The 23,831-nt window shown below is 66.2% G+C and carries 29 protein-coding genes and 2 pseudogenes; 14 read left to right on the forward strand and 17 right to left on the reverse strand.

What is annotated here, in order from left to right; genetic code table 11:
• Position 1: 1 nt before the first annotated feature.
• The gene (locus tag BZB76_RS01465; protein ID WP_211342857.1) at positions 2-427 is read right to left on the reverse strand and encodes a VOC family protein; all 426 of its coding nucleotides are present in this window, start codon (positions 425-427) and stop codon (positions 2-4) included.
• Positions 428-829: 402 nt separating this feature from the next.
• Here BZB76_RS01465 and BZB76_RS01470 point away from each other — a divergent pair, with 402 nt between their 5' ends.
• From BZB76_RS01470 to BZB76_RS01485, 4 genes are read left to right on the forward strand one after another with little or no spacing between them, the layout of a single operon-like run.
• On the forward strand, positions 830-2,173 hold the full coding sequence (locus BZB76_RS01470; protein ID WP_121433377.1) for a helix-turn-helix domain-containing protein: 1,344 nt from the start codon (positions 830-832) through the stop codon (positions 2,171-2,173).
• Positions 2,130-2,855, forward strand: coding sequence for a toll/interleukin-1 receptor domain-containing protein (locus tag BZB76_RS01475; protein ID WP_121432483.1), 726 nt, complete (start codon positions 2,130-2,132; stop codon positions 2,853-2,855). The genes BZB76_RS01470 and BZB76_RS01475 overlap by 44 nt, the downstream gene beginning before the upstream one ends.
• A complete protein-coding gene (locus BZB76_RS01480) occupies positions 2,852-4,795 on the forward strand; it encodes a hypothetical protein (RefSeq protein WP_121432484.1) in 1,944 nt (647 codons plus the stop codon). The genes BZB76_RS01475 and BZB76_RS01480 overlap by 4 nt, the downstream gene beginning before the upstream one ends.
• On the forward strand, positions 4,792-5,841 hold the full coding sequence (locus BZB76_RS01485) for a hypothetical protein (protein ID WP_121432485.1): 1,050 nt from the start codon (positions 4,792-4,794) through the stop codon (positions 5,839-5,841). Before BZB76_RS01480 ends, BZB76_RS01485 begins: the two co-directional genes overlap by 4 nt.
• Before the next feature lie 26 nt (positions 5,842-5,867).
• Here BZB76_RS01485 and BZB76_RS01490 read toward each other — a convergent pair whose 3' ends face one another.
• Both BZB76_RS01490 and BZB76_RS01495 read right to left on the reverse strand, forming a co-directional pair.
• Positions 5,868-6,461, reverse strand: coding sequence for an ASCH domain-containing protein (locus BZB76_RS01490; RefSeq protein WP_121432486.1), 594 nt, complete (start codon positions 6,459-6,461; stop codon positions 5,868-5,870).
• A 114-nt stretch (positions 6,462-6,575) separates the two neighbouring features.
• Positions 6,576-7,730, reverse strand: coding sequence for a hypothetical protein (locus BZB76_RS01495; protein WP_121432487.1), 1,155 nt, complete (start codon positions 7,728-7,730; stop codon positions 6,576-6,578).
• Between the two features lie 333 nt (positions 7,731-8,063).
• On the opposite strand from BZB76_RS01495, the gene BZB76_RS01500 reads away from it, so the two are divergent.
• The 3 genes from BZB76_RS01500 to BZB76_RS01510 all read left to right on the forward strand — a co-directional run bounded on the left by BZB76_RS01500 (position 8,064) and on the right by BZB76_RS01510 (position 10,323).
• The gene (locus BZB76_RS01500) at positions 8,064-8,306 is read left to right on the forward strand and encodes a hypothetical protein (RefSeq protein ID WP_147449267.1); all 243 of its coding nucleotides are present in this window, start codon (positions 8,064-8,066) and stop codon (positions 8,304-8,306) included.
• Between the two features lie 202 nt (positions 8,307-8,508).
• Positions 8,509-9,156, forward strand: a complete 648-nt coding sequence (locus BZB76_RS01505; RefSeq protein WP_121432489.1) for a DUF4360 domain-containing protein — start codon at positions 8,509-8,511, stop codon at positions 9,154-9,156.
• Positions 9,157-9,702: 546 nt separating this feature from the next.
• On the forward strand, positions 9,703-10,323 hold the full coding sequence (locus BZB76_RS01510; RefSeq protein WP_170180467.1) for a DUF4360 domain-containing protein: 621 nt from the start codon (positions 9,703-9,705) through the stop codon (positions 10,321-10,323).
• Positions 10,324-10,359: 36 nt separating this feature from the next.
• Here BZB76_RS01510 and BZB76_RS01515 read toward each other — a convergent pair whose 3' ends face one another.
• Complete coding sequence (locus BZB76_RS01515; protein WP_121432491.1) at positions 10,360-10,587, reverse strand: hypothetical protein; 228 nt, start codon at positions 10,585-10,587, stop codon at positions 10,360-10,362.
• A gap of 197 nt (positions 10,588-10,784) precedes the next feature.
• On the opposite strand from BZB76_RS01515, the gene BZB76_RS01520 reads away from it, so the two are divergent.
• Together BZB76_RS01520 and BZB76_RS01525 are read left to right on the forward strand one after the other, a co-directional pair.
• Positions 10,785-10,988: a cold-shock protein gene (locus tag BZB76_RS01520; RefSeq protein ID WP_121432492.1), complete on the forward strand. Its 204-nt coding sequence runs from the start codon at positions 10,785-10,787 to the stop codon at positions 10,986-10,988.
• Positions 10,989-11,203: 215 nt separating this feature from the next.
• On the forward strand, positions 11,204-12,595 hold the full coding sequence (locus tag BZB76_RS01525; RefSeq protein WP_121432493.1) for a DEAD/DEAH box helicase: 1,392 nt from the start codon (positions 11,204-11,206) through the stop codon (positions 12,593-12,595).
• On the opposite strand, the gene BZB76_RS01530 is transcribed toward BZB76_RS01525, so the two are convergent.
• Entirely contained in the window at positions 12,592-12,957 is a 366-nt protein-coding gene (locus tag BZB76_RS01530) for a hypothetical protein (RefSeq protein WP_121432494.1), read from the reverse strand. The genes BZB76_RS01525 and BZB76_RS01530 overlap by 4 nt on opposite strands.
• 223 nt (positions 12,958-13,180) lie before the next feature.
• Here BZB76_RS01530 and BZB76_RS01535 point away from each other — a divergent pair, with 223 nt between their 5' ends.
• Together BZB76_RS01535 and BZB76_RS01540 are read left to right on the forward strand one after the other, a co-directional pair.
• Positions 13,181-13,936 carry an SDR family oxidoreductase gene (locus tag BZB76_RS01535; RefSeq protein ID WP_121432495.1) on the forward strand — a complete coding sequence of 252 codons (756 nt, stop codon included), beginning with the start codon at positions 13,181-13,183 and terminating at the stop codon, positions 13,934-13,936.
• Between the two features lie 406 nt (positions 13,937-14,342).
• A complete protein-coding gene (locus BZB76_RS01540) occupies positions 14,343-14,792 on the forward strand; it encodes a hypothetical protein (protein WP_121432496.1) in 450 nt (149 codons plus the stop codon).
• 245 nt (positions 14,793-15,037) lie between these two features.
• Here the strand turns inward: BZB76_RS01540 and BZB76_RS01545 are convergent, their stop codons facing one another.
• The 3 genes from BZB76_RS01545 to BZB76_RS01555 all read right to left on the reverse strand — a co-directional run bounded on the left by BZB76_RS01545 (position 15,038) and on the right by BZB76_RS01555 (position 18,137).
• Positions 15,038-15,442 carry a RidA family protein gene (locus BZB76_RS01545; RefSeq protein WP_121432497.1) on the reverse strand — a complete coding sequence of 135 codons (405 nt, stop codon included), beginning with the start codon at positions 15,440-15,442 and terminating at the stop codon, positions 15,038-15,040.
• A 336-nt stretch (positions 15,443-15,778) separates the two neighbouring features.
• Positions 15,779-16,216, reverse strand: coding sequence for a hydroxyphenylacetyl-CoA thioesterase PaaI (gene paaI / locus BZB76_RS01550; RefSeq protein ID WP_121432498.1), 438 nt, complete (start codon positions 16,214-16,216; stop codon positions 15,779-15,781).
• Positions 16,217-16,709: 493 nt separating this feature from the next.
• On the reverse strand, positions 16,710-18,137 hold the full coding sequence (locus BZB76_RS01555; protein WP_121432499.1) for a DHA2 family efflux MFS transporter permease subunit: 1,428 nt from the start codon (positions 18,135-18,137) through the stop codon (positions 16,710-16,712).
• A gap of 170 nt (positions 18,138-18,307) precedes the next feature.
• Here BZB76_RS01555 and BZB76_RS01560 point away from each other — a divergent pair, with 170 nt between their 5' ends.
• The gene (locus tag BZB76_RS01560; RefSeq protein WP_121432500.1) at positions 18,308-18,643 is read left to right on the forward strand and encodes an MmcQ/YjbR family DNA-binding protein; all 336 of its coding nucleotides are present in this window, start codon (positions 18,308-18,310) and stop codon (positions 18,641-18,643) included.
• A gap of 240 nt (positions 18,644-18,883) precedes the next feature.
• Here the strand turns inward: BZB76_RS01560 and BZB76_RS01565 are convergent, their stop codons facing one another.
• Positions 18,884-19,081, reverse strand: a complete 198-nt coding sequence (locus BZB76_RS01565) for a hypothetical protein (protein ID WP_147449268.1) — start codon at positions 19,079-19,081, stop codon at positions 18,884-18,886.
• 27 nt (positions 19,082-19,108) lie between these two features.
• On the opposite strand from BZB76_RS01565, the gene BZB76_RS01570 reads away from it, so the two are divergent.
• Positions 19,109-19,327 (forward strand): VOC family protein, encoded by a 219-nt coding sequence (locus tag BZB76_RS01570; protein ID WP_121432502.1) that lies wholly within the window; start codon positions 19,109-19,111, stop codon positions 19,325-19,327.
• 17 nt (positions 19,328-19,344) lie between these two features.
• Here the strand turns inward: BZB76_RS01570 and aac(3) are convergent, their stop codons facing one another.
• The 8 genes and pseudogenes from aac(3) to BZB76_RS01610 form a co-directional block, all read right to left on the reverse strand.
• Positions 19,345-20,196 carry an aminoglycoside 3-N-acetyltransferase gene (gene aac(3) / locus BZB76_RS01575; RefSeq protein ID WP_121432503.1) on the reverse strand — a complete coding sequence of 284 codons (852 nt, stop codon included), beginning with the start codon at positions 20,194-20,196 and terminating at the stop codon, positions 19,345-19,347.
• 205 nt (positions 20,197-20,401) lie between these two features.
• Positions 20,402-20,569 (reverse strand): annotated as a pseudogene (locus tag BZB76_RS01580) (DUF397 domain-containing protein); the annotation flags it as partial.
• A 75-nt stretch (positions 20,570-20,644) separates the two neighbouring features.
• A pseudogene (locus tag BZB76_RS01585) lies at positions 20,645-20,812 on the reverse strand (DUF397 domain-containing protein); the annotation flags it as partial.
• Positions 20,813-20,951: 139 nt separating this feature from the next.
• Positions 20,952-21,152: a DUF397 domain-containing protein gene (locus tag BZB76_RS01590; RefSeq protein WP_121432504.1), complete on the reverse strand. Its 201-nt coding sequence runs from the start codon at positions 21,150-21,152 to the stop codon at positions 20,952-20,954.
• Positions 21,153-21,244: 92 nt separating this feature from the next.
• On the reverse strand, positions 21,245-21,469 hold the full coding sequence (locus tag BZB76_RS01595) for a DUF397 domain-containing protein (protein WP_121432505.1): 225 nt from the start codon (positions 21,467-21,469) through the stop codon (positions 21,245-21,247).
• A 79-nt stretch (positions 21,470-21,548) separates the two neighbouring features.
• Entirely contained in the window at positions 21,549-21,752 is a 204-nt protein-coding gene (locus tag BZB76_RS01600) for a DUF397 domain-containing protein (protein WP_121432506.1), read from the reverse strand.
• A 51-nt stretch (positions 21,753-21,803) separates the two neighbouring features.
• Positions 21,804-22,028, reverse strand: a complete 225-nt coding sequence (locus BZB76_RS36605) for a DUF397 domain-containing protein (protein ID WP_121432507.1) — start codon at positions 22,026-22,028, stop codon at positions 21,804-21,806.
• Entirely contained in the window at positions 22,025-22,882 is an 858-nt protein-coding gene (locus BZB76_RS01610) for a helix-turn-helix domain-containing protein (protein WP_121432508.1), read from the reverse strand. Before BZB76_RS01610 ends, BZB76_RS36605 begins: the two co-directional genes overlap by 4 nt.
• A gap of 282 nt (positions 22,883-23,164) precedes the next feature.
• Here BZB76_RS01610 and BZB76_RS01615 point away from each other — a divergent pair, with 282 nt between their 5' ends.
• Positions 23,165-23,809: an ATP-binding protein gene (locus BZB76_RS01615; protein ID WP_121432509.1), complete on the forward strand. Its 645-nt coding sequence runs from the start codon at positions 23,165-23,167 to the stop codon at positions 23,807-23,809.
• Positions 23,810-23,831: the final 22 nt, after the last annotated feature.

The following is a 23,831-nucleotide window of genomic DNA, read 5'->3' on the forward strand; positions in this document are numbered from 1 at the left end:
TTCAGCCGAGTTCCTCGGCCAGTGCGATGACGATGCCCTCGGGACCGCGGATGTAGCAGAGCAGGTAGCTGTCCTCGAACCGCACCACCTCACCGACAAGCTCGGCACCGTGGGCGAGCAACCGCGCACTGACACTCTCAAGATCATCGACGGCGAACATGATGCGACGAATGCCCAGGGTGTTCGCCGGAGCGTCCCTCGGCACCCCACTGATCGGCTCCGGCATGTGGTACTTCGCCAACTCGATCCGCCCATGCCCGTCCGGCGTCCGCATCATCGCGATCTCGACCCGCTGATCGTCAAGCCCGACAAGCCGCGCCGCCCAGGCCCCCTCGACCAGCGCCCGCCCCTCCAACTCCAGACCGACCTCGGTGAAAAACGCGATGACCGCCTCAAGGTCGTCGACGACGACACCGACATTGTCCATCCGCCGAACCGCCATACCGCCCCTCCTTCTCTCAGTGTTCAGCATGCTCACACGGAAGATCGGGCCCCGTGGATGAGCGGAGGCCGACGCTCGTGGCCCACCTGGGCGCCCCAGCCTAGGTGGTTCCCTGCTTTCGCCGCATCCGTCCCGCGCTTTCGAGTGTCCAAGACCAAATCACGGCCGAACCGTGACCGGTAACTGATCGGGTCACGGCCGATCGAGTGTCGCCTTCAAGATCGCGATTGGCCAATCACACCGTCCATCGACAAATACCGCGCCTTCCTGTCTCCTCAAGAGGAAACGGGAAACACCCGTAGCGTCTTGTCCATCCGACAGCGGCTCCCGCAGGCTTATCGGCGGTGACTCCCCGAGCCGTTCGGATAGGCGGTTTTGGAGGTCCAAGTGTCCCAGCGGCCTACCGAGTTCGGCGCGGAGCTTCGACGAAGGCGTCTGGAGGTCGGCCTGAGTCTTGGTGGTCTCGCCCAGCGGGTTCATTACAGCAAGGGCCAGCTGAGCAAGGTCGAACGAGGCATCAAAAGACCCAGTCGGGACCTGGCACGTCTCTGCGATGCCGTACTCGACGCGAAAGGAGCGCTTGCCGCCCTGGTCCTGGATCACCCGTCCGGTACCCGCCCCACCGTGGAGACAAGCGTTGACGAGGAGGTGTGGCTAATGCGGTTGTCCTCAGACGGCCAAAGCCGGTTCGAGCCCATGAGCCGACGGCAGGCGGTGGTCGCCGGCGCCGCGTCGATCGCGGGAATGAGCATCGGCCTGCCGACCATTTCCGCCAAAGCCGAGGCCTCGACACTTCTCGGCGCTTTCCGAGCCTTGTTCGATCAGTATCGGCAGCTGGGGCAGGTCGCCAGCCCCGGGCTGTTATTGCCGGTCCTCATCGCACAGACGCACGCGATCCAGGAGCTGTCGCGCCAAGTCGGGGCACACTCGCGGCAGGAATTGTTGCGCCTTGGGTCCCGCTATGCCGAGTACATCGGCTGGCTGGTGCAGGAGAACGGCGACGAGCACGGCGCGCTGTGGTGGACGCGACGCGCGGTCGACCTGGCCGAGACCGGCGGTGATCACCACCTCGCCGCGTACGCGATGGTTCGGCGCGCGCTCGTCACCCTCTACCGCGAGGACGCCCAACAGACGATCGAACTGGCTCGACAGGCGCAGCGCGGCAGTGTGCCACCGCGAATATGCGGTCTGGCCGCACAGCGAGAAGCGCAAGGGCACGCGCTCGCCGGCGACTATGACGCGTGCATGCGGAGCCTTGAGCGAGCCCGCACCATGTTGGCCCGCCACACGGAAAGCTCGGACTCTCCGGTCCTCGGTACCACGAGCCTGACCGACCCGGCCGAGATGGTCAGGGGCTGGTGCCTGCATGACCTGGGACGACCCGGCGCTGCCGCCCAGGTCATCGAGACACAGTTGGCGCAGGTCCCCCCTGGAGCCGTGCGCGCGCGAGTCCGCTTCGGCGTGCGGCAGGCGCTTGCCCATGCCATGGACGGCGAAATCGACCACGCCTGTCAGCTGACGCGAGAACTGTTGCCGGGCATCACCGCGACCGGCTCGGCGACCGTGTCCGCGGACCTGCGCAAGCTCGCGCGAACGCTACATCGACACCCGAAGAACTCATCGGTCCGCCGGCTGATGCCCGAACTAGGCGCGGCTTTACGCGCCACCACCCACCAAGGAGATCAAGATGCAGGTCGTATTCATCAACTACCGCACCGGAGACGGCGATGAAGCCGCCGCGATGCTGGAACAAGGACTGTCTGACCGGTTCGGCAGTGAACGGATCTTCCGTGCCACGACTTCCATTCGGCCGGGTCAGTCCTATCCGGAAAGGCTGCTCAACACCGTTCGCAACAGTGCCGTTCTGCTCGCCATCATGGGGCCGGGCTGGGCTCAAGACGTACGACTGAGGAAGGACGGCGACTGGGTACGCCGGGAGATCTTGGAGGCCTATGCCTCGAAGGTCACCGTCATCCCCGTACTGAAGGGGCGGAAGACCGAGCGCCTGAAGGCAGCCGACCTGCCGATCGAACTGGCCCGCCTGGCGGACGTCCAGTCTCTGCGACTGGAACCTGGTGACAGCAAGGACGATATCAAGCTAATCGGCGACTTCCTCAGCGATCTCGTCCCGGAACTCAGGAAGGCGGATTCGCAGGGCTCCCGAGCCCCCGAGACCAGCAACGTAAACAACAACGCGAGCGACATCCACGGCACGGCCGTGCAGAGCCGCGACATCAGGGGTGACGTCGGCACGGTCATCAAGGGAAATTCCGGCCCGGTACACGCCGGGGCGGGAGATATCAATCAGACCACACAGCATTTCTCTGGCGATGGGGCGACATACATCCAGGGTGACAACCATGGTGGCGTCGGTCACCGTTTCGGTAGGGCGCGAGAGGAAGAGAACCGGTGAGCGACACCTTCGAGGCGCACGCTTCGGGCGTCCACGGCGGAATGCACGCCGGCGCGGGAGACATCAACCACAACTACTACTTGCTGCAGTCCGGCCCGCTCGGCGTCTCTCCCCGAAAGCTGCCCGTGGACGAGTTGCGCTGGCTCAGACAGCGTTTCGTCGAACCGACGGGGCTGGGTAAAGCACGAGACATCCTGGAGGCAACACGCACTGTATTGCTGGACGGGCTCACAGGCAGTGGCCGGACGGCGGCGGCGAAAATGCTGCTTTGGGAAGTCGGAGGCGATGGAGGGAGATTCCACGAACTACTACTGCAGGAGGGTGAAAATGTACCGCCCGTCGATCACAGTCATGTCGGCGACGGCGAACTCGTGTGGATGGACCTTTCCCAGTTGGCCGAGCCACGCTGGCATGAGGTCCGTGCCGAACTGTCCTCCCTCCGCGCGACGGTCCAGGACCGCGATGCCCGCCTCGTCCTCGTACTGCCGGACAAGACCGGCCACCTCGGGTCGACATTGGATCCGTACCGCGCCGAGATACAGCGCCCGGCGGTCGAGGAAGTGCTGTACCGCTACCTGCGCGTGGAGGAGATCTGCCAGCCGAACCAGTCTCCTCCGTCGCGATTCCTGGACACCGACTGGCGTATGGAGGACGTCTCCAGATACATCGAACTGATCCGACGAGCACGGGTCGAGCACCGCGAAGGCACCTTCGAGCAGTGGTGTGAGGACGCCCATCGTGCGTTTTCCGGCCAGCTAGAAGACGTGACCGCGCAGGTGGCAGGACTCGCCGCGGGACGGCAACGCGCGCTGCTGCTCGCCGTCGCCATGCTGCACAACGCCCACGCCGACGTCATTCATCATGCCAGCGCGGCCCTTCTCGAGACGGTCGCCCACCCCCGTGAGGAGAGCCCGATTCTGGAGCGCGCTCCCTTGGACCTCAGACTCAAGGAAATCGGCGCGGAAATCGACGCATCCAGCAAAGTTCGGTTCAAAAAGCTCGATTACGACGCGGCAGTACGATCGTACTTCTGGACCTATATGCCGGAACTCCACAGCGCACTACAGGACTGGATAGAGCAGACCGCTAATTCTCAGGAGTTAGAGTCTCGCGAACGCGCTTATCTGATCGAGCGGTTTACCGAACAATGCTTGAACGAACGCTACCGGCAAGCTCTGTTCTCGCTCGTGGAAAAGCTGACCGCCGCCCCCACCACACGCCAGAAAATGGAGGCAGCTGCTCTGGTCCTGCAACGCGGCCTCCGAGACAAGGAGCAAGCCCGGCCCTTCCGCCGGAAGATCTACGAATGGTCGCGGTCGAACAACCTTTCCAACCGACTGGCCGAAGTGATCATTGCGGCGTGCCGTGACGAAATGATGACGAAGTATCCCGATGAGGCCCTGGTCCGGTTGCACCATGTGGCGAGACGGGAGCGCGGAACCCGCGCCCGCGAAACCCTGGTGGAACTGGCGGGCAGTGCCCCGAGACTCCGTCGGCAGATGCTGGCCCGCCTGACCGAAGCACCGCCCGAGGCTAGAGAGTGGCCCACGGACGTCGACCTTTTCCTGGATCTCGCCGATCCGGAAGCGCTCACCGATCCTGGCTGGCGCGACCATGCGCTGATCTCCGAGCGCACCGTCCGCCGGCAGCTGACCATCGGCTGGGCTCTCGTCTTCGCGCGGCGTCCGTGTGAGATGTGGGTCTTGAAACTGTCGCCCTGGTTGCAGGTCGCCGCCGCCGACCAACAGCACCGTAATGCGCTTCTCAGCATTCTCGTCCGCGCGGGGCGCGGAAATGCGACCGCCCTGGCGCAGCTGTACACGATGACCCGAGAGAAGGAATCGTGGGCGTTACTGAGCGACCCACTCATTCAGCTCATCAACACACTGCGAGAAACCCCTGACCACCCAACATACGTAGATGATCGGAGAACATCATGAGCGCCGGACGAAGCATCACGACGCTCTACTTCGTGGTCATCGGTGGAACAATCCTCATCGGATTGATCCTCTTCGCCCCATGGCCGTTATGGATACCGTTCATCGCGATCGCCGCACTCGGAGGGGTACTGCTGTATGTGGTGAAGGCGACGAGGCGCCAGCGAACTGGCCACCCTTTGCCCGAACCCGCTTTCGAGTACACGTCCGCGCCGGTCGCGGACAACCGAGGAACCCGTCTGACCGGCGTCCTGCTGCCGACGAGCCGACCGGATTACTTCTTCCAGTTCTCCGCGATCGTGATCTGGTCGCCGACATCGGCGGCGGACGAGTTCTCGATCAACTACGCCGCCGTCGCGACCGACTCGGTGGTGAAGCGCGCCTGCGAGGTCACCGAGGCGGCAGACCCGATGCGCGCCTCACTCGTCCAGCATGAACTGGCCAGCGCCTTGGGTGAGATGCGAACGGATGCGACAGGACGTGTACGAGCGATGGCCGAATCGGTTCGGATCGTCCTTCCCGACCGCGACCGAGAGCGGCTGGACAAGCTGGCCGCGGTCCGCAAGGAAGAAGACATCTGGGAGCACGAGCGCAAGCATGAACAGAACAAGCGAGAGTACCTCGGCGGAGATGTGTTGAAGGACCCCGGCAGCGCCGTGGTCTGGTGGCTCGCGAGGAACAATGAGCAGGTGGAGAAGACCGTCAACGACATCCGCCTTCTCGCGCTACTTTCGTCCGCCGCGAATAATGAGGAGGTACCGCCGGCCTTTCGCCCCTACTTGCATGGATGGCCCACGCCTGAGCAGTACGGCCCGAACGGATCGGGCGCGTCCCCGCCGGAACACGGCGAGGCATCTGCTGATGGCTTCGCCGCCTTCCTGAGCATGATGCGGTTCGAGGAATCAGACCCTCAGCGTCGCCTGCTCGCCCGCCAGGCGGCCGAATGGGCCGCCATGCACGGCCGGGGAGAGATAGCCGAGGAACTCATACGCCGGTACGACCCGCCGGGCGATGGTGTGGGCGCGGAAGAGGGCGGTAAGGGGGGCTGAACCGGACGCGTTGGCGAGCCAATGGGCTACTTGGGGCGGGGATTCAGGTGGGTCATGAGGGTCTGGCCGCGGGGGGTTAGGCGGTAGCCGGTTTCCAGGCTTTCCGTGAGGCCTAGATCTTTGAGGCGGCGGACGTCGGCCTTGAAGGAGAGTTTTTCGCGGTTGAGGCGTTCGGCCAGGTCCTGGGCGCGGAGTCCGGGGTTTTGCTCGATGAGGCGGAGGACCTGGCGGGTCCAGGGGGCGCGGCGGCCACGGGCGTCGATGGTGTCCAAGGTGGCGGTGAGGTCGGCCAGTTCCTGGTCGGTCAGGTCGGCGTTCTCGGCGAGTTCCGAGCGGGGGTCGGGGCCGCTCAGGTGGAGCATGACGCGGTGGTAGCCGCCCTCCTTGGTGCTCTTGGAGAGGGCGGTGAGGAGGGCGGCGCGGCTCTTGAAGCCTGAGCGGAGGGCGTCCTCCTCGGTGATCTCCTCGGGGGTGACGGGGGTGACCGAGTCGATGACGATGATCCCCGCCCAGGTGCGCTGGGTGCTGCCCGCGCGGACGCGGGGCTCGGCCCAAACTCGGAAGACCCGGTCGATCCGTCCCCCTGCGATCCCCTCAAGGACCTCTTTTCTGAAGAGCATCGTTCCCCTCCCCCGGTGACACGTCTCTCCTGCAATCTTCTCCTGAGAAGGGCTGCGGGTGTCCCGCTGATCTCCTGGTCGGTAGGAGACCAGCAGGACTAGGGGAATCGGGTACTACGGGATGGGTTCGAGGACGTAGGTTCCCGTTCCGTCTGGCTTGCCCATGCTGTACTGGCGCATGGTCTCGTTGTCGGTGACCCGCTCCTGGCCGATCATGGAGCCGGTCATCTTGTTCTGGAGGCCGACGAGGTTGGTGCCGGGGACGTCCTGGTAGACGTAGAAGCGTTGGCCGTCATCGACGGTTCGGCATTTCTCCTCGAAGAACGGCGCGCTTTCCGTGGGCGCGTCCGAGGCCCTCAAGGTCAGGCACTTCTTGCTCTGGCGTGTGACGAAGACGTGCTCGACCATGCCGTTGGTGGTCGGACCCTGGCAGACCTGCCACTGCACCCTGGCGTTCTTCGCCCAGGCGTGCAGCCGGAACTCGTCGGTGCCGTTGGCGTTCCACCAGAACAGCAGGCGGTCGGGCGTGGCGATCCGGTAGTAGCCGTCCAGGCAGGTGAAACCCGGTGGCTCGGCGGCCGCGCTGCCGGTCGGGGACTTCGGGGTGGACGTTCGCGGCGCCGCCTGGGCCGGCGTGTCGGTGCAGCCGAGGACCTTCTGGGCCTTGCTCATGATGCTGTTGGCGGGCACCTTGTCCTCGCAGCGGACGGCGCCCTCCTCGATCGTCGAGAAGGTCGTGTAGGTGCCGCCCGGACGTTCGATCCACCGGGTGGCGTACCGTCCGCCGCCCAGGTCGACCCGGCCGCAGTTGAGGCTGCTGTAGACGCCGGTGACCTTGTTCGTCCCCTGGTAGAGGCCGTAGTAGCCGGGCTTGAGGAAGTTCCAGGTGATGGTCTGGGACTCCGCGTTGGTCGTGGCGGTGGACTTCTTCACCGTGCGGCCGACGAAGGCCTCGACCTTGAACAGGGTGCCGATATTGAACCCGCTGCTGATCTGGGCCGAATTCCCGACCTCGACCGTGATCACGGTCTGGGTGCTCATCGTGACGCTCTGGCTTCCGGTCGAGCCGTCGGTGATGTAATAGCCCTTGAAATGGGTGATGGTGGGTTCGGTCACCGCGCTCTTGACGACCGGATATCTCTTTCCAAGATCGGCGGCCTTACAGGCTTCGCCCGCCTTGGGATCTGCCGCCGTGGCGGATGCGGCGGATGGGTTCACGGTGATGAACATCGATCCGGCGACCAGTGGAAGCAGTAGGCCGTGTGCCATTGCCTTGATCTTTACCATGGGGTAACTCCCGGGAGCGAGGTAAAAGTCAGGAGCAGAGTCACACGATTCGCCGTACCCGAGGAGACCAATGGCTGGACCGGATGCGGCCTCTTTTTCAATTCGATTCGGTCGCCTGGCGTAGTTGGTCGGCGGTGAGGGACCGTCACCCCGCAGACGGCGATGACGGTTACGCCTGCTCGTGCGGCGGCGGTCGCCACGTCGAGGGGGCTTTGCCGCGCAAGGACTGTCGGTTCAGAGAGCCTTCGCCGGTTGATGGTGCCGCACGGGCGGGTGACCGGCGTCCGCCTGGCCGTCAAGCCTCTACAACCGAAGATGATCGGTGCACGCTCCGCGGCCGTGACGCTCGACGAGGTGACGGAACTCGCGGAGCGCTTCGACGCCAGCGCCTGCGGCGTGATCGTGGACGCCTACCACGTCGTCTCGGACTGGCTCTCATTCACCACGAACGACCTCACCGGCCTGAGCGAGGTCGAGATCACCTGCGGCGAACTCGCGAAGGACGACCCCGGCGACCTCATCGGCCACGTCATCCAACGCTTGGACGAGTTCGTGTGACGCCTCCTGTAGTCCGCTTCTCGGATGCACTTCCCGAGGTGGTTCTCCCGATGAGCGACTGACGCACGGTCAGCGCCCAGAGAGGGCCCCAGACAATAGACCATACCACATTCTATTAAAGTCAGCGCGGTTAAAGTTTGATCATTGACTGTCCTTAACAGGGCAGTTATGTTCCTTTTAGTTCCCATTCAAGGAGGAATCCATGCGGGAAAGAATTAGCGGTGTCGTCGTGGCCGCCGCGGCGCTCGCCGCGGCGGCGGTGGCGGCGACTCCGGCCGCCGCCGGGACCGGTCCCGACCGTGGTCCGGACCCGCCCGTCGTCTGGGTCGACGAGGTCAGCGGTTCCGGTTGCCCGAAGGACAGCGTCGCGGCGAACCTGTCACAGGACAGGGATGCGCTGTTGCTGACCTACTCCGACTTCAAGGCAGCGGCGGGCGGTTCGGCGCAGCCCGCCGACCGCCGCAAAGACTGCAGGGTCACCGTGCGAACGGGTAGCCCGCAGGGCTATTCCTACGCCATCAGGGCGGCGGACCACCGAGGTACCGCCCTTCTGGAGAAGGGTGCGGCCGGCAGGGTGACGGTCGACTTCGGCTTCGAGAATCAGCCGTCGAGTGGGCAGGACGAGCACACCTTCCACGGCCCCTACGACGACAACTGGCAGATCACTCTCAACACGCCGGAGGACGAGCTCGTCTTCACGCCGTGCGGCGAGAATCCCAGGTTCGTGGTCAACACCGAGTTGCGGGCCATCCCGGGGACGGACAAAACGAAGACCAGCTTCATCAGCATGGACACCTTCGACGGGTCCATAAAGTCGACCTACCACCTCGTCCGGAAGCGCTGCCCGTAGCACGACGACGAGCCCTCCGCGGGCTCGGCGCGGATCTCAGGTTTCAGGAGCCGTGGCGATCGAGCGCACGGCCGGGCGCAGCCCGGATCTCCACGTCCCGGACTGGCTCCCGCCCACACGAACCTCCTCACCGAACGTGGGTCGATGGGCGACGGGCTGATCGACCTCCAGCGACGAACTCGCGAAGGACCACCCCGACCCTCATCAACCGAGCCGTCCAACGCTTCGCCGAGTTCGCGCGATATTCCGGTGAAGTCGGGACGTGGCGGGGCGAGCGGGATGCCGTCCTGGCACGGTCCCTCCCGGCCGTCCAGCTCACCGGCGCAATTCGAGCGGCTGCCTGTCCGTGGACGCGTCCACGGACAGGCAGCCCGCACCGAACGGCGAGCCCGTAATCGCCTTTCGCGGACGGAACATATCCCATTCCAGCGAAGCGCGGAGCAGCTGAAGTGTGATCATTGACTGTCTTCTGAATGAGAGTTAAGTTCTATGTTAGTTCTCACTGAGGACAGGGATCCCCATGCGCGAAGAAATGCCGGTGCCGTCGTGGCGGCCTCGGCCCTGGCCGGGACCACGGTGTCGGCCGCTCCGGCCGCCGCCGGGACGGGGGCCGACCGCGGTCCGGACCCACCCTTGGTCACGGTCGAGGCCGTCACGGGTTCCGGCTGCGCGGAAGGCACCGTCGGGGCGAGCCTGCCGGAGGACAGGGAGGCCCTTCTTCTCACCTACCTCGACTTCACGGCACAGGTCGGCGGTTCGGCGCGGCCCACCGACGTCAAGGACTGTCAGGTCACGTTGCGGGCGTCGCCCCGGCGGGGCTACTCGTACGCCATTGTGCAGACGGACCAGCGGGGTTTCGCCCATCTGGCGCCGGACGCGATAGGCAACGCGAAGATCAACTTCGGGTTCGAGAACCAGCGACCGAGCGGGGAGGTCACGCGGGACTTCCGCGGCCCCTTCAAAGCCCACTGGCAGACCACCGTCGACGTACCGGTGGACCAGCTCGTCTTCACGCCGTGCGACGAGAGTCCCAGGCTTCTGATCAACAGCCGGTTGTGGGTCGACGCCTACATGACGGATTGGACGAAGACCAGCCTGATCGAGATGGGCTCCTCCGACGGGTTCGTGATGTCGACCTACCACCTCGTCTGGAAGCGCTGCGCCTAGCGCGATGACGAACCCCGCAGGCTCGGCGGGGGGCGTTCAGAGCTTCAGGAGCTTCGGATACGGGGCGAGAATCCTGATTTTTCCGGTCCCGAAATCGACCAGGACGGCCCCTCCCGCCTCCACGTCCACGACGCGTCCCAGGCCGTATTTGTCGTGGGTGACCAGGTCCTGGAGGGCGAACTTCGCGACGGGCGGGGCGGTGGGCGGGGGCGGGAAAGGGCTGGTGGGCAGATGCCGCTGCCTGGCGGATCCGGAGTATTTCATTACCGCAGTATGCACCCCTTCCGTCCGGCGGACCATGTGGTACTGTGCAGGGAGTTGCGGTTCCCATAGACATGCTCATGCGCCTGTTGGATCTGACCTCAGGCGCATTTTTTGTTGTTCTGGATCTTCCGGATGGGTCATCGCGGCGTCCTCGTCCGCGCACGGTGTGCGGGCGGGACAGACCAGAAGGAGATGACATGGCCACCGGTACGGTGAAGTGGTTCAACTCGGAGAAGGGCTTCGGCTTCATCGAGCAGGACGGCGGCGGCGCCGACGTCTTCGCCCACTACTCCAACATCTCGGGCCAGGGCTTCCGTGAGCTCCTGGAAGGCCAGAAGGTGTCGTTCGAAATCACCCAGGGTCAGAAGGGCCCGCAGGCGGAGAACATCACCCCCGCCTGACGCCCCGGCCACGCGGCGGGCGGCCCCTCCGGGTCGCCCGCCGCGTTGCTGTCCGGACGTCCAGCGCTCCGGGCATCTCCCACCATTCGTCCCAACTCTGACCCGCGGCCCTGGCTCCGCCGGTCGCCGTCCGGTTCGTTCTTGAGAACCTCCCGCGCCTTTCCGGCGCAGCGGAGCACTTCCTCGGCACGCGCCGCGTCGAGGAAGGCTTCACCATGCCCAACGACTCCCAGCGGACCACCCGAAGGCGCTCGTCCGCACATCGCCGCGGTTCCACTCATCGGCGATCCGGCGCGGGCCGTCCAACGGCTTCCGCGCCGCTGCCACCGGCCGAATCGTTCGCCGACCTGCGGCTCCCGGCGCCGCTTCTCGCGGAGTTGGCCCGCCAAGGGGTGACGGCTCCGTTCCCCATCCAGGCCGCGGCCCTGCCGAACGCTCTCGCCGGACGGGACGTCCTCGGACGCGGCCGAACCGGTTCCGGCAAGACCCTCGCCTTCGGGCTGGCGCTGCTCGCCCGCACCGCCGGACGACGCGCCGAACCCCGCGCCCCGCGCGCGCTGATCCTCGTCCCGACACGGGAACTCGCCCAGCAGGTCACCGGCTCGCTCGCGCCCTACGCCGACGCCGTGGGTCTGCGGCTCACCGCCGTGGTCGGCGGCATGTCGCTCTCCCGCCAGGCGAACGCCCTGAAACGCGGCGCGGACGTCGTGATCGCCACACCCGGACGCCTCGCGGACCTGACCGAACGCGGCGACTGCCGGCTCGACCAGATCCGGATCACCGTGCTGGACGAGGCCGACCAGATGACCGACATGGGCTTCCTGCCCCAGGTCACCCGGCTGCTGGAACAGACCCCGCGGGACGGGCAGCGAATGCTGTTCTCCGCGACCCTGGACCGCAACGTCGACCGGCTCGTCCACCGGTTCCTCAGCGACCCGGTCACCCACTCGGTCGACCCGCCCGCCGGCGCCGTCGCCACCATGGAACACCACCTGCTCCACGTGAGCGAGACCGACAAGCACGAGACAACCGCGCACATCGCGGGCCGCGACGCACGGGTGATCATGTTCGTCGGCAAGAAGCACGCGGCGGACCGGCTCGTCCGCAAGCTGACGTCCCGCGGTGTCCGCGCCGTCGCGCTGCACGGCGGCAAGTCACAGGGGCAACGCAACCGGGCACTCGACGGCTTCCACACCGGGGAGGTCACCGTGCTCGTCGCCACCAACGTCGCGGCCCGGGGCATCCACATCGACGACCTCGACCTGGTCGTCAACATCGACCCGCCCGCCGACCACAAGGACTACCTGCACCGCGGCGGACGGACCGCCCGCGCGGGCCGTCCGGGCACCGTGGTCACCCTCGTCCTCCCCGACCAGCGCCGTGAGATGGACGGCCTCATGGCCAAGGCCGGCATCACCCCGCACAGCACGCGGGTCCGCCCCGGCGACCCCGAACTGGTCCGCATCACCGGCGCCCGCCCACCGGCCCGCGCCGCCACCCCGCCACCCGAGAGAACACGTCCCGCCGCCTCACACCCTCAGCGCGAGAAGGCACCGCCGTCCCGCAAACGCCGACCGCGCCGCCGCTCCCCCGCCCGCAACACCTAGGACCGCGCCGTCCCGGATGCGCTCAACCGGGTGGCGCGGGCGGCCAGTGCCGCCAGCACGCCGGTGTGTCGCTCGTCGACGCCGACCTCCAGGGTCAGGGCGCCTCCGGTGGCGGTCAGGGTGAAGGTGAAGAACGAGCAGCACCCGGTCTCCCGGGCCGCCAACTCGGCGACCCGCCCGGCCACGCTCGGGTCGGCACGCAACACCAGCCGCACCCGGCCGGGCCCGTTCAACTCGACGGCCGTCACCGCCTCAGCGAACAACGCGTCGAACTCGGCCTCCCGCAACGGCCGCTCGGTGGTCGGCAACGTACACGCCTGCGGCGCCCACCCGTGGTCGCCCTGTACTGGCTGAAGTTCCATGCTCGGACGGTAACCCTGTACCCGGGTACCGAATGCAACCCCGGGCCTACGAGGGTGGCGCTTCGATGGTCGTGGGTGGCCTCCGTCCGGACGGGTAGAGATGTCTGCGGTGGACGAGACATGGATCATGTTTCTCGGCCGCCGGTGACGTGCGTGTGCGGCCTCGATCAACCCGGTCCGCGGTGCCGCGCGTAGACGTCTCGGCCCAGGAGAGGACTTCACCATGAAGGTCGTTGTCATCGGCGGTACCGGGCTGATCGGCTCGAAGGTGGTCGCGAACCTTGAGGCGGAGGGGCATGAGGCGGTCGCGGCGGCTCCGAGCACCGGTGTCGACACCCTGACCGGCGAGGGGCTCGCGGACGTTCTGTCCGGGGCGTCCGTGGTGATCGACGTGTCGAACTCCCCATGGTTCGAGGATGCGGCGGTGCTGCGGTTCTTCGAGACCTCGACCGGGAACCTGCTCGCGGCGGAGGAGGCGGCGGGCGTCCACCACCATGTCGTCCTGTCGGTCGTGGGCACCGACCGGCCGCCGGAACGCGGTTACTTCCGCGCCAAGCTCGCCCAGGAGCGTCTGGTCGAGGAGTCGCCGATTCCGTACTCGATCGTGCGTGCCACGCAGTTCTTCGAGTTCACCCGGGCTATCGCCGACCAGGCGACCGTGGACGGCGCCGTTCGAATGCCGCCGGTGCTGTACCAGCCCATGGCGGCCGACGACGTCGCCAAGGCGGTCGGCAAGTCGGCGGCGGGGGCGCCGCTCAACGGACGGGTCGAGGTCGCCGGGCCGGAACGTTTCCGGATGGACGAGTTCTTCCGCGACGCCCTGGCCTCCTGGAACGACCCGCGCGAGGTGGTCATCGACCCGCACGCGCCCTACTTCGGCGCGGAAGTGGAGGAGTTCGGCCTGGTGCCCACCGGCGCCGCCGAACTCGGCACGCTCACCTACAGCACCTGGCCGGGCCGAACCGCGGACCCGCAATAGCTTCCGGGCGACATTTCGATCTCGCGGGCCGGACGGTGATCTGCCCGTCGTAGACGGCCTCCGGAGGATTTCGGGGGTCATTGTGAACTCGCGGGTCACAGTTACTCGTGGTGCGCGTGTTGTTGAACGACCCCGCCGTGATTCTTGAGTGGTGGAGGGTCGTCGCCTCGGCGTACTGAAAAGCGGCGCTCGCTCGGGAAATAAATGCAGGTGGGCGTGATTTCGATGTGCAGTTCGTAGTTTCGTTGTTACTGCGTGAAAACTCGCTTCGCAACACGCGCACCGGTCTTTCGGTCTGCCTTGTGGCCGAATGCGGACATGGCCGGCGCCTTGATGCACCGCTCCAAATGATCGATAAATCAAACGACGGCGATCACGTCGTCGGAGTCGTTCCAAGGAGGATTGCATGAACTTACGGGGGTCTTATCGCCTCGCGGCCGTCACGGGGGCGGCGGTGCTGGCCACCGCCATGAGCGGAGCGGGGATCGCCTCCGCTCGGACCACGGACACCGTCTGCGGTCCGGAGCACAGCCTCGGATCCGTCGTCTACAAGAACTGCAGCGTCGTACTCGGGTCCTGGGATCCCGAGTACGGCACCATGCCATTCCTGGAGCTGAAGAACCTGGGAATCGGAGAGACCACTGTAACCGTGACGCACGAACGCTGGAACTACAGCACGAACAGCTGGGAGTACAGCTCGGGCGGCTCGAGAACGATCCCCGAGTACTTCGCAACCCAGTACTACTCCCTGTCTCACAGCTGGTCGTGCGGTCAGGACGCGAAGGAGCGCGCCCGGATCACCAGCACTGTCGGGACCGGGGACTGGTCGGAAGCGGTCACCGTCTCGCCGTGCTGACCGAACGCCGCACCCGCCGATTCTGAACGCGTCCCGCGGCGAATCACATCCAGGCGCTCGCTGAACGGCGCCCGCATCGGGGAATCAGCCTCCATGTGCGATGGCCTTTAGCGGGTCGCACCATTTCGCGGCAGAGGGTCCGAGGGCGAATGGCGAAGTCGGGGTGAATCGGCAGGGGCAAGAACGGCGGCGTCCACCTGGCGGGGTCGGCCGCGTGAGCGCGCCGAACCCGCCTTGTGGACGCGTCAGGCTGCGGCCACGACCTCGATTTCCACCAACCAGTCGCTGACGAGTGTCTGCGCGACGATCGCCGTGGTGGGAACAATGCGACCGCCCAGCGCCTTCGTCCGGGCCGCCGCGTTCGCATCGGCGTAGGCGGGGTCGCGTAGATAGCTGGTGAGCCGGACGATGTTGTTCACGGTCATTCCGGCCGAGGCGAGAATCGTCCGGAGGTTGTTCCAGATGAGGTCGAGCTGTTCGTCGAGGGTGGCTCCGGGTGTTCCGGCCGGGTCGAGTCCCATCGTTCCGGAGACGAAGAGCAGGCGTTGCGCGCCGCGGACCTCCATGGCGTGCACATAGTCGTCCGTGCTGGCGTAGACGCCGTCGGTCGGGTCATGTGGCACGGTCTCGAAGCTCGAATTCTCGGTCATACGGCCAGATCATGCCGCTTCTGATCATTTGGCCACAAGCGAGATCTCGCGAGGTCCGGCCGCCCGAGGTCCGCCCGGGTGGCCCAGGGGCGTTCCCGGACGGATTTCGCGGTGGTTACGACGCCGCTACAGGCAGCGCTTCCGCTTGCGGAGGAAGGTCGTCTGGGCCTCGTCGCCGGAGTTCAGCGAGATGGAGCTGGTTCCCGTGAGGTCCTTCAGCCCCGTCCATTCGCATTCCGTGGCGATGGTGAAGTCCCGCTCCTCGCCGCACGTCTCGTTACTGTGGGTGGAATAGCCGTTCCATCTCAGTTGCCAGAATCACCGGCCGCGCGGTCGCTAGCGCGGCTCGATGGGACGGCCGGTCGAGCGGCTGCGGCCGCGCAGTTCCGCGACGACGAGTGGCGTTTCTCCGGACGTCCGGGTGACGGTCACGTCGTAAAGGCCACTGCGGCCGCGTCGCGCACGCATCGACGCGACCGCGACGAGCGTGTCGCCCTGGTGGACCGGCTCTAGGAAAGTGATGTCGAATCCCGCCGCCACGGTCACTTCACCGTGGGAGTTGCAGGCGAGGGCGAACGCCGAGTCGGCCAGGCTCGTCACCAGACCGCCGTGGCAGATGCCCCAGCCGTTGATCATGTCGGAGCGGATGTCCATGGTGACCGTCGCCGTGCCCGGTCCGACTTGGACGATCCGCATGCCGAGCGAACGGCTCGCGGCGTCGTCCGCCCACATCCGTTCGGCGCTGCGCCGCGCGATCTCTTCGGGCGTCACCATCGGTCGTTTCCGCGGTCCAGGCGCTGGACGGGCGGGTACCGAAGGCCGGGCATCGTCGCCGAGTCGTGGACCTCGGCGGATGTGCCGCGCTCGTCGAGCGCACGCGTCGCCTTCAAGGTGAGCGCCGTACCGGGGCGGAGGAGAGTCCCCGGTCGTGCCGGGCCTTGCGGGCCCGCGCGCCTCCCACTGACCGGACGGGACGGGTCGACCAGTTGCGCCGGTTCATCACCGGGGAGCGGAAAACGGCGAGTCATACGTCCGCCTCTCAGAGCACTTATGTCCGTCTCATCGTCGCTGCCGAGGTCATCTGTGGTCCAGGGGGGCGGCAAGTTCAGGAAGATGTCCGGGGTCGGCGGGACATCGACTGCCATTCGTCCAGCCGAAAGCGCGGCTGGTCGGGAGCGTAGGACGAGTGGCCGAGTCGTTCACGTGGGGCGACGCGGCGGTGCCGCCCGGATTCCGGATCCGGGCGGCACGGCCTTCTTACAGCCGGTCATGCCTGGATCTTCTCCTTGGCGGGCTCTTCCGTCCCACCCTGGACGGCGGGAGTCCGCAGCGTGAGGAGGGCGAGCGCGGCGCCTGCCAGGGCGACGACGGCGGCGCCGATGAAGGCGGCCTGGAAGCCGTCGGTCAGGCTGGGCAGGTCTCCGAGTTCGTCGGCACCCCGCGAGGTGGCGATGGCGGTCATCACGGCCAGCCCGATCGCCGAGCCGACCTGGTAGGTGGTGTTGACGATCCCGGACGCCAGACCGCCCCGCTCGGGCGACACCCCGCTGATCGCCGCGATGGTGGCGGGGATGAACACCAGCGACATGCCGACCGCGGAGATCAGCGACCCCGGCAGCACGTCGGTGACGAAGCTTCCGCGCGCGTCGATCGTGGACAGGACCGCCAGGCCGCCCGCGAGGACGACGAGTCCGGTGACGATGAGCGGCTTGGTGCCGAACCGGGCGATGAGCCGTCCGGTGACCGCGACCATCAGCACCATCATCAGCGCCGTCATCGGCAGCAACGCCGCTCCGCTCGGGAAGGCCCCGTACCCGAGGACCTGCTGGAGGTAGAGGTTGAGGAAGTACCACATCGGGATCCACGCGGCGCCCAGCAGCGTCATCGCGACGTTCGCGCCCGCGAGGTTCGGAGTGCGCCACACCGACAGCGGCATCAGCGGGTTACGGGAGACGCGCTGCAGCCCGGTGAACAGGGCCAGCAGCAGGACGGCGCCGCCGAGTTGGACGACGGTCGCCGGACTGTCCCAGCCCCGCTCGGGTGCCTGGACGATCGCGTAGACCGCCAGCGCGAGCCCGGCCGTGACCGCGAGGGCGCCGAGCACGTCCAGTCCGGTGCGGCGTCCGGGCACGTTCGGGAGGACCGCCGGAACCGCCGCCAGGGTCAGCAGGCCGATGGGAATGTAGATGATGAACACCCAGGGCCAGCTCAGCCATTCGGTGATGACGCCGCCGAGGAAGACGCCCGCTGTCCCGCCCGCCGGTGCCGCCGCGCCATAGAACGCCATCGCCTTGGCCAGTTCCTTCGGCCGCGCCGAGAACAGCACCATCAGCAGGGTCAGCGCCGACGGTGCGATCAGTGCCGAGCCGATGCCCTGGACGGCCCGTCCGACGATCTCGGTTTCGGCGCCGGTGGCGGCGGCCGCGACGACCGAACCGCCGATGAGGACGAGCCATCCGGCCGCGAAGACGCGTCGGGCGCCGAGCAGGTCGGAGAGCTTGCCACCGAGCAGCAGCAGTCCACCGAGGGCGACGACATAGGCGTTGAACACCCACTGCAGCCCGCTCTGGCTGAAGCCGAGTTCGCGCTGCATGTCGGGGAGCGCGACCCCGATGATCGAGGTGTCCATGATGACCATGAACTGCGCGGTGGCGAGCACGGCGAGTGCCCACCAGCGCCTCGGGTCTGCGGACATGACGGTCCACCCTTCCTGAGAGGTACCCCACAGGGGTATAGCGAGGACGATAACATACCCCCCAGGGGTAGGAATTCCAGGATTGAGGGATGAGATTTCAGAGATGTCGGGCTTGGCCTTGTCGTCCGGCGGACGGTGTCGTGTCGTACCCGGCTGGTACATCTACCGGTATGCATGTCGAGGAGTTCCTGCAGGTCGTACTAGGTCTGCCAGAGGTGACCGAACGGGAGTCGTTCGGGGACTACATCGGCTTCCGGGTGCGCGACAAGGGGTTCTGCTACCTGAACGAGGGCGAAGGGACCGTCATGCTGAGGGCGACCCGCGAGGAGCAGGCCGCCCTCATCGCCGAAGACCCCGGCACCTTCGCCCCGTCCTGGGCCGGAGGCCGCTTCGCCTGGGTGGCCGTCAAGCTGGCGAACGTCGAGCCGGACGAACTGACCGAGCTGGTCACCGAAGCCTGGCGCCTCTCAGCCCCCAAACGCCTCGCCGCCACCCTCGGCCTTTGACCGTCCCGCGTTCCGGCCCCGTCGGCGGGTGTCGCAGAGGGGGCGTCCGTCGTAGGGGAGCCGGGGACGATGGGATCTGTCCGGTGACGAGGCCTTCGACCTGGCGGTCGAGTTCGGCGAGGTGTTCGATGATGCGGCCGGCACCGAGGAGTTCGGCGATGCGCGTCCAGGACCAGGCCCGTCCACACCCGCCCGAGCAACACCCATCTCCCCCACGCGGCCGTCATGGACGGGTGATCGTCACCGCCGGTGCGCCACTCCCGGGAGCACGCTGGCGAAGGTGTCGGCGGTCGGCACAATGCGGGAGTGCCCCGGCATGCCCCGCACCACCTTCCACCCCCCGACCACCTCATTGACCAGGCGCGGGTTGTCGGCTTCCTCGTGCTGGACGATCGGGATCGACCTCATCGAGTCCCAGAACCCGGTCGGTGAACGCACGAACGGAGCGGCGAACCGCCAGGGGCCATGCACCTGTGCTTCAAGGTCGACGACTTGGACGGGGTTTACCAGCGCATGAAGGAGGCCGGTTACGACTTCCTCGGGGACGACTACACCCTCGCCGAGGGCGAGGTCACCCCCGACGCGGCACTCGGCACCCGGGTCGCCTACTTCAACGACCCGGACGGCACCAGCCTGGAGATCATCCAACCCAAGGGCGGCTTCCCCCACAGGCCCGCCGCATAACGAAGCGATTGATCGCTTTAGCCTGCCGCGAGTCTGCTTTCGATCCAGTTGACGCCGAAGCTCACGACGTCGGCCGCCTCGAACAGGTGGCTGGTCGCGGCGCCGACCTGTCCTTGGCGTCCGTGCCCGGCGGCGAGCATGTCGCGGGCGATGGCCGCAAAGGGATCCTGATCCTTGGGCACGACCGGGGTGTAGTCGAAGGCGCCGTTCTCGGAGTCGATGTCGTGGAAGCGTCGCCAGACGCGCTCGCCGTCCACGGTGATCGGCTGTTCGTAGTCGACGAACCGCTTTCCCGGCGCTTCGGCGAGGGCCTCCGCGTGATGCAGAAGTGTCAGGGTGTCGAGCGGTGCGCCCAGCATCAGCACCCGGCCGCCCTCGGCGGTCAGGCGGGCCAGCGGACTGTCGGGGCCGTGCGGGTCGTCCCATGGGTGATCGTCCATGAGGAGGTGGGCTGCCGGGCCGAGTGCGGCGAAGCTGACGTCGGGGTGACGACTGCGTACCGCACCCGGCCAGCGGCGCAGGGCCTCGGGCAACCGGCCGTTGTTGTGGTCGGCCTCGCTGAGCAGCGGGTCGTAGGCGGGGTGCTCGGCACGCACGGCGGCCTGCCACTCCTCCGGCCAGTCGATGAAGTCGTAGGGCGGAGCGTCGTTCCACCCACAGGTGACCATCAACGTTCCCCGCGCGCCGACCGCGTCCCGCAGCGCGTAAATGATCGTCTGGGGCCCACCGGCGACGTACCCCAGCGCCGACATCGCGGTGTGAAACATGACGATGTCGCCCTCGGCCACCCCCAACTCACCCAGATCGCGGACGAGCCTGCTACGAGTGACCGGACCATCGGAGCGCTTGAGAAGGTCGAGCTCATCCATGGTCAAACGCTACGCACAGCCCGACGCCCGGCCAACTCCGGCGGCGCGAACTCACTCGTCGCGCCACCCCCGAGATCCGGGACTTCTTCACCACCCGGGCCTGGGTCGGAGTCCTACCTACACCACCCGGCCTAGCCACACCTAACCGCCATGGCCGCGATGCACAACCAGCCACCCCAAGTCCGCGAAGGCAGTAGAACCCGCATCAGAGGTCGTACACGCCCCGCTTGATCTCCGACAGCATCGCGGCCCACACGTCCGGCCCCAATGCCAGGACGCCACCTGCCGGATTCTTGGAGTCCCGCACCACCTTCGACGCCCCCGACCGCGCTACTTCGACACAATCACCGCCCGTACTACCGCTGCGGGAACTCTTGCGCCACGCTCCGTCAAAGTGACCCTTCTAGCGTGGGAACCCAAACCCGATCACGACCTGCTCCTTTGGTCGTTAGAGGTCGTACGCGCCGTGCTTGATCTCCGCCACCAGCATCGCCCAGGCGTCCCGCTCCAGTGTCAGAACGTCACCTCCCGGGTTCTTGGAGTCCCGCAGAGCCGTTCCCGAGCTTGTTCGTGCTGCTTCGACGCAATCCGATTGGGTCGGCTGACTGTACGAACTCTTGCGCCACGCTCCGTTGAAGTGATCGTTTCGCGCGCGGCTTCAGATTGGATCACTGTCTGCTCCCTTGGTCATTGTCGAGCAAGATCACGTTACGTGCGGCACCTCGGGCGTCCGCCGGTACACAGCACGGCTGAGATCAGAGGTCGTAAGTACCTTGCTTGGTCTCCGACAGCATCGCGGCCCACGCGTCCGGGCTCAGCGTCAAGACGTCGCCTTCCGGGTTCTTGGAGTCCCGCACGGCATTCGCATCACCAAGTGACGCTACTTCCACGCATTCCCCGCCCGAACTGCCGCTGTAAGAGCTGGTGCGCCACACTCCAGCACTGAACTGGGCCATGTAGCCACTCCATGTCTCCTCGATCAAGACAAAGCCACATGCCGCAGTCTGACGGAAGATGCGGCATGTGGCCACCCGGCAGCAGCCAACAATCAGAGGTCGTGCGCGCCCTGCTTGATCTCCGTCACCAACGCCGCCCAGGCGTCCCGCCTGAGATTCAGGACGTCGCCTTCCGGGTTCTTGGAGTCTCGCACCGCCTTCGCGCCGTGATCGGCGGCAACCTCCACGCAGTCACCACCCGTGCTGCCGCTGTAGGAACTCTTGCGCCACGCTCGGTCAAGCTGATCATTCTCCCGTGCGACTTCAAAGTGGACCATGGTCGCTCCTAGGTCATTGCCGAGCAAGATCACACCACGTGCGCGCCTCGGGCGTCCGCAAGCACACAGCACGACGGAATCAGAGGTCGTGCGCGTCGAGCTTGATCTCCGACAGCAACGTGGCGCACGCGCTCGGGCTCAGTGCCAGGACGCCGCCCTCCGGGTTCTTGGAGTCTCGAACGAGGCACCGAGATCCGAGGGAACCCGCTTCCACACAACCGTTACCGCCTTCGCTGTAGCTGCTCTTGCGAAAGGCAACGCGATTAAGATCAATACCGATCATCTACTGCTCCTTCGCCTCCTGAGCGGTGCCGGGTGCACAGTACGGCTGGGGTCAGAGGTCGTACGCGCCTTGCTTGATCTGTGTCAGCATCGCTGCCCACACGGCCTGCTCTAGGACTAGAACGTCACCCTGAGGGTCCTTGGAGTCCCGAATCAAGTGACGCGAGTCGCGGACGCAGGTCTCTACGCAACCATTCGCGCCCTCACTGTGCCTGCTCTTGCGGAAGACGGATCGATCAAGCTTGAAGGTAGGCATTATGTCCCTCCATGTGCTCATTGTCGCACTAGCTTCTTGAGCATAGCCAATGAGTCCTCGGGGCTCATAGCCGTCGCCGCCATCTGCTCGAACGCCAGTGAGTAGGTATGCACCTCCTTCTCGTCCTCGACGTAGAGGGCACTCGTCATGTTCTCGACGTAGGCAACATTCGGGGTGAAACGTTGAGGAAACCCGAGCACCGCGAAGCTGCCCACGACGCCAGGGTGACCCCCAGCGGCCAGGGGCATGATCTGAAACAGCACATTCGGTTGCTCAGTCAACTCGATGATGCGCCGGTACTGGTCCCGCATCACCTCCGGGTCTCTGATGACACGCCGGAGCCCCGTCTCGTCCAAGATCGTCCATAGCCGGGTCGGCTCGTCACGTTCCAGCCATGCCTTTTGTCGTGCCATGCGGGCCGTGACGCGGCGTTCGACTTCTGAGGCGGGAGAAAACCGCATCAAGATCGACTTGGCCACATGGTGGGTGTAGTCCTCGGTCTGCATCAGACCGTGAACGAGACCCATCGTGTAGGAGTTGAGCCACTCGGCTTCAGCCTCCAACCCCATGTACGTGGTGTAGTCCGCAGGCAGGCTGCTCTCATAGACGTCCCACCAACCGCGTTGCCGCGCTGTACGGGCAAAACGGACAAGAGCGTCGAAGCGCGGTCCGCTTACGCCATACAAGCGCAGCATTAGCTGAACCTCTGCAGCAGTGACTCTGCGGATCGCGTTCTCGATCCGGGACAGCTTGGTCTTGCTCCAACCAAGCTGTTCAGCGGCCTCTTCGAGATTAAGCGCCGTGGTCGATTCCCGGAGCCTGCGCATTTCGCTGGCGAGGCGGCGCTCACGAACGGTCGGCGGTCTGGCTGGCATGTAATCGATCCTGCCCGCTGAGTAGTCGACTCTCAAGTCGTTTGAAGAAGCTCCTCAAGTTGATCTTTAGTTTCTTCCCTAAAACAGTTGCGGCCCCTACTCGAGGAACACATCATGTGACCCAACGCACATGACAGAGAGTGTCAGAAATGTCGCTTTCTGTATCGATCACGACGAAACGTCGTGAGGGAAGGGGCTTCGATGGAGGTCAAAGGGGCGTGGGGGCTGGTTCATGGGGGGTTGTGTGCGTGGCGGCTGCCTGGGGATGAGGGTGGGCCGGGGGTGGCGCGGCGGCTTCTGGGGCAGGTGATGGGAGAGCTGCGGCTGGGGCGGGACGTCATCGAGGACGGGAAGCTCGCCGTGTCTGAGGTGGCGACCAACGCGCTGCGGTATGCGGGGCGGTTGGCGCTGCCGGAGCTGTGGGTTTGGGCGCGGACCGTGCCTTCGCCACAGCTTGTCGTGTCCGTGTTCGACGGCGATCGGACGGCTGTGCCGAGCGCGGCCGAGGGTGAGCCGCTGGACGAGCATGGCAAGGGGCTTCAACTCGTGCGCGAGGTGACCGCCGACTGGGGAACCGCGCCGACGCGATCGCGGTTCAGTGCCGTCCCCGTCTGCGGTAAAGCGGTCTGGTTCGCGCTGCCGCTCCCCCACGACTGGCCGGGCCTGCACTACCGCCTCCATCCGGCGGCGGCCGCGTATCACCTGCTCGGCAACCTCGCCCGGCGCGGGTTCGAGGGGACGCGCAGTACGGGGCAGAACGGCATGTCCGTTCTCGTCCTCCCAGGACTTAACGTGTGGGTCCACTGCCGGAGCTTCTGCTGGTGGTCCACTCCGCGCTGCTACGTCCGGCGTCCTCTGATCGACCTTCAGGAGACGACCGAACTCCTCGTCCGCCAGCTCGATCTCGCCCCGGCCCGGACGTCATGAGTCCGCACCGGCGCGCGAAGAC

This window comes from Actinomadura pelletieri DSM 43383 (assembly GCF_003634705.1).
In the GTDB taxonomy this organism is placed as follows: domain Bacteria; phylum Actinomycetota; class Actinomycetes; order Streptosporangiales; family Streptosporangiaceae; genus Spirillospora; species Spirillospora pelletieri.

Excerpts from the sequence above, each read along its gene's own strand:
- BZB76_RS01465 (WP_211342857.1), bottom strand. The coding sequence starts at position 427 with ATGGACAATGTCGGTGTCGTCGTCGACGACCTTGAGGCGGTCATCGCG.
- BZB76_RS01475 (WP_121432483.1), top strand. The coding sequence starts at position 2,130 with ATGCAGGTCGTATTCATCAACTACCGCACCGGAGACGGCGATGAAGCC.
- BZB76_RS01485 (WP_121432485.1), top strand. The coding sequence starts at position 4,792 with ATGAGCGCCGGACGAAGCATCACGACGCTCTACTTCGTGGTCATCGGT.
- BZB76_RS01490 (WP_121432486.1), bottom strand. The coding sequence starts at position 6,461 with ATGCTCTTCAGAAAAGAGGTCCTTGAGGGGATCGCAGGGGGACGGATC.
- BZB76_RS01495 (WP_121432487.1), bottom strand. The coding sequence starts at position 7,730 with ATGGCACACGGCCTACTGCTTCCACTGGTCGCCGGATCGATGTTCATC.
- BZB76_RS01500 (WP_147449267.1), top strand. The coding sequence starts at position 8,064 with ATGATCGGTGCACGCTCCGCGGCCGTGACGCTCGACGAGGTGACGGAA.
- BZB76_RS01505 (WP_121432489.1), top strand. The coding sequence starts at position 8,509 with ATGCGGGAAAGAATTAGCGGTGTCGTCGTGGCCGCCGCGGCGCTCGCC.
- BZB76_RS01515 (WP_121432491.1), bottom strand. The coding sequence starts at position 10,587 with ATGAAATACTCCGGATCCGCCAGGCAGCGGCATCTGCCCACCAGCCCT.
- BZB76_RS01520 (WP_121432492.1), top strand. The coding sequence starts at position 10,785 with ATGGCCACCGGTACGGTGAAGTGGTTCAACTCGGAGAAGGGCTTCGGC.
- BZB76_RS01525 (WP_121432493.1), top strand. The coding sequence starts at position 11,204 with ATGCCCAACGACTCCCAGCGGACCACCCGAAGGCGCTCGTCCGCACAT.
- BZB76_RS01530 (WP_121432494.1), bottom strand. The coding sequence starts at position 12,957 with ATGGAACTTCAGCCAGTACAGGGCGACCACGGGTGGGCGCCGCAGGCG.
- BZB76_RS01535 (WP_121432495.1), top strand. The coding sequence starts at position 13,181 with ATGAAGGTCGTTGTCATCGGCGGTACCGGGCTGATCGGCTCGAAGGTG.
- BZB76_RS01540 (WP_121432496.1), top strand. The coding sequence starts at position 14,343 with ATGAACTTACGGGGGTCTTATCGCCTCGCGGCCGTCACGGGGGCGGCG.
- BZB76_RS01545 (WP_121432497.1), bottom strand. The coding sequence starts at position 15,442 with ATGACCGAGAATTCGAGCTTCGAGACCGTGCCACATGACCCGACCGAC.
- paaI (WP_121432498.1), bottom strand. The coding sequence starts at position 16,216 with ATGGTGACGCCCGAAGAGATCGCGCGGCGCAGCGCCGAACGGATGTGG.
- BZB76_RS01555 (WP_121432499.1), bottom strand. The coding sequence starts at position 18,137 with ATGTCCGCAGACCCGAGGCGCTGGTGGGCACTCGCCGTGCTCGCCACC.
- BZB76_RS01560 (WP_121432500.1), top strand. The coding sequence starts at position 18,308 with ATGCATGTCGAGGAGTTCCTGCAGGTCGTACTAGGTCTGCCAGAGGTG.
- BZB76_RS01570 (WP_121432502.1), top strand. The coding sequence starts at position 19,109 with ATGCACCTGTGCTTCAAGGTCGACGACTTGGACGGGGTTTACCAGCGC.
- BZB76_RS01590 (WP_121432504.1), bottom strand. The coding sequence starts at position 21,152 with ATGGCCCAGTTCAGTGCTGGAGTGTGGCGCACCAGCTCTTACAGCGGC.
- BZB76_RS01595 (WP_121432505.1), bottom strand. The coding sequence starts at position 21,469 with ATGGTCCACTTTGAAGTCGCACGGGAGAATGATCAGCTTGACCGAGCG.
- BZB76_RS01600 (WP_121432506.1), bottom strand. The coding sequence starts at position 21,752 with ATGATCGGTATTGATCTTAATCGCGTTGCCTTTCGCAAGAGCAGCTAC.
- BZB76_RS36605 (WP_121432507.1), bottom strand. The coding sequence starts at position 22,028 with ATGAGCACATGGAGGGACATAATGCCTACCTTCAAGCTTGATCGATCC.
- BZB76_RS01610 (WP_121432508.1), bottom strand. The coding sequence starts at position 22,882 with ATGCCAGCCAGACCGCCGACCGTTCGTGAGCGCCGCCTCGCCAGCGAA.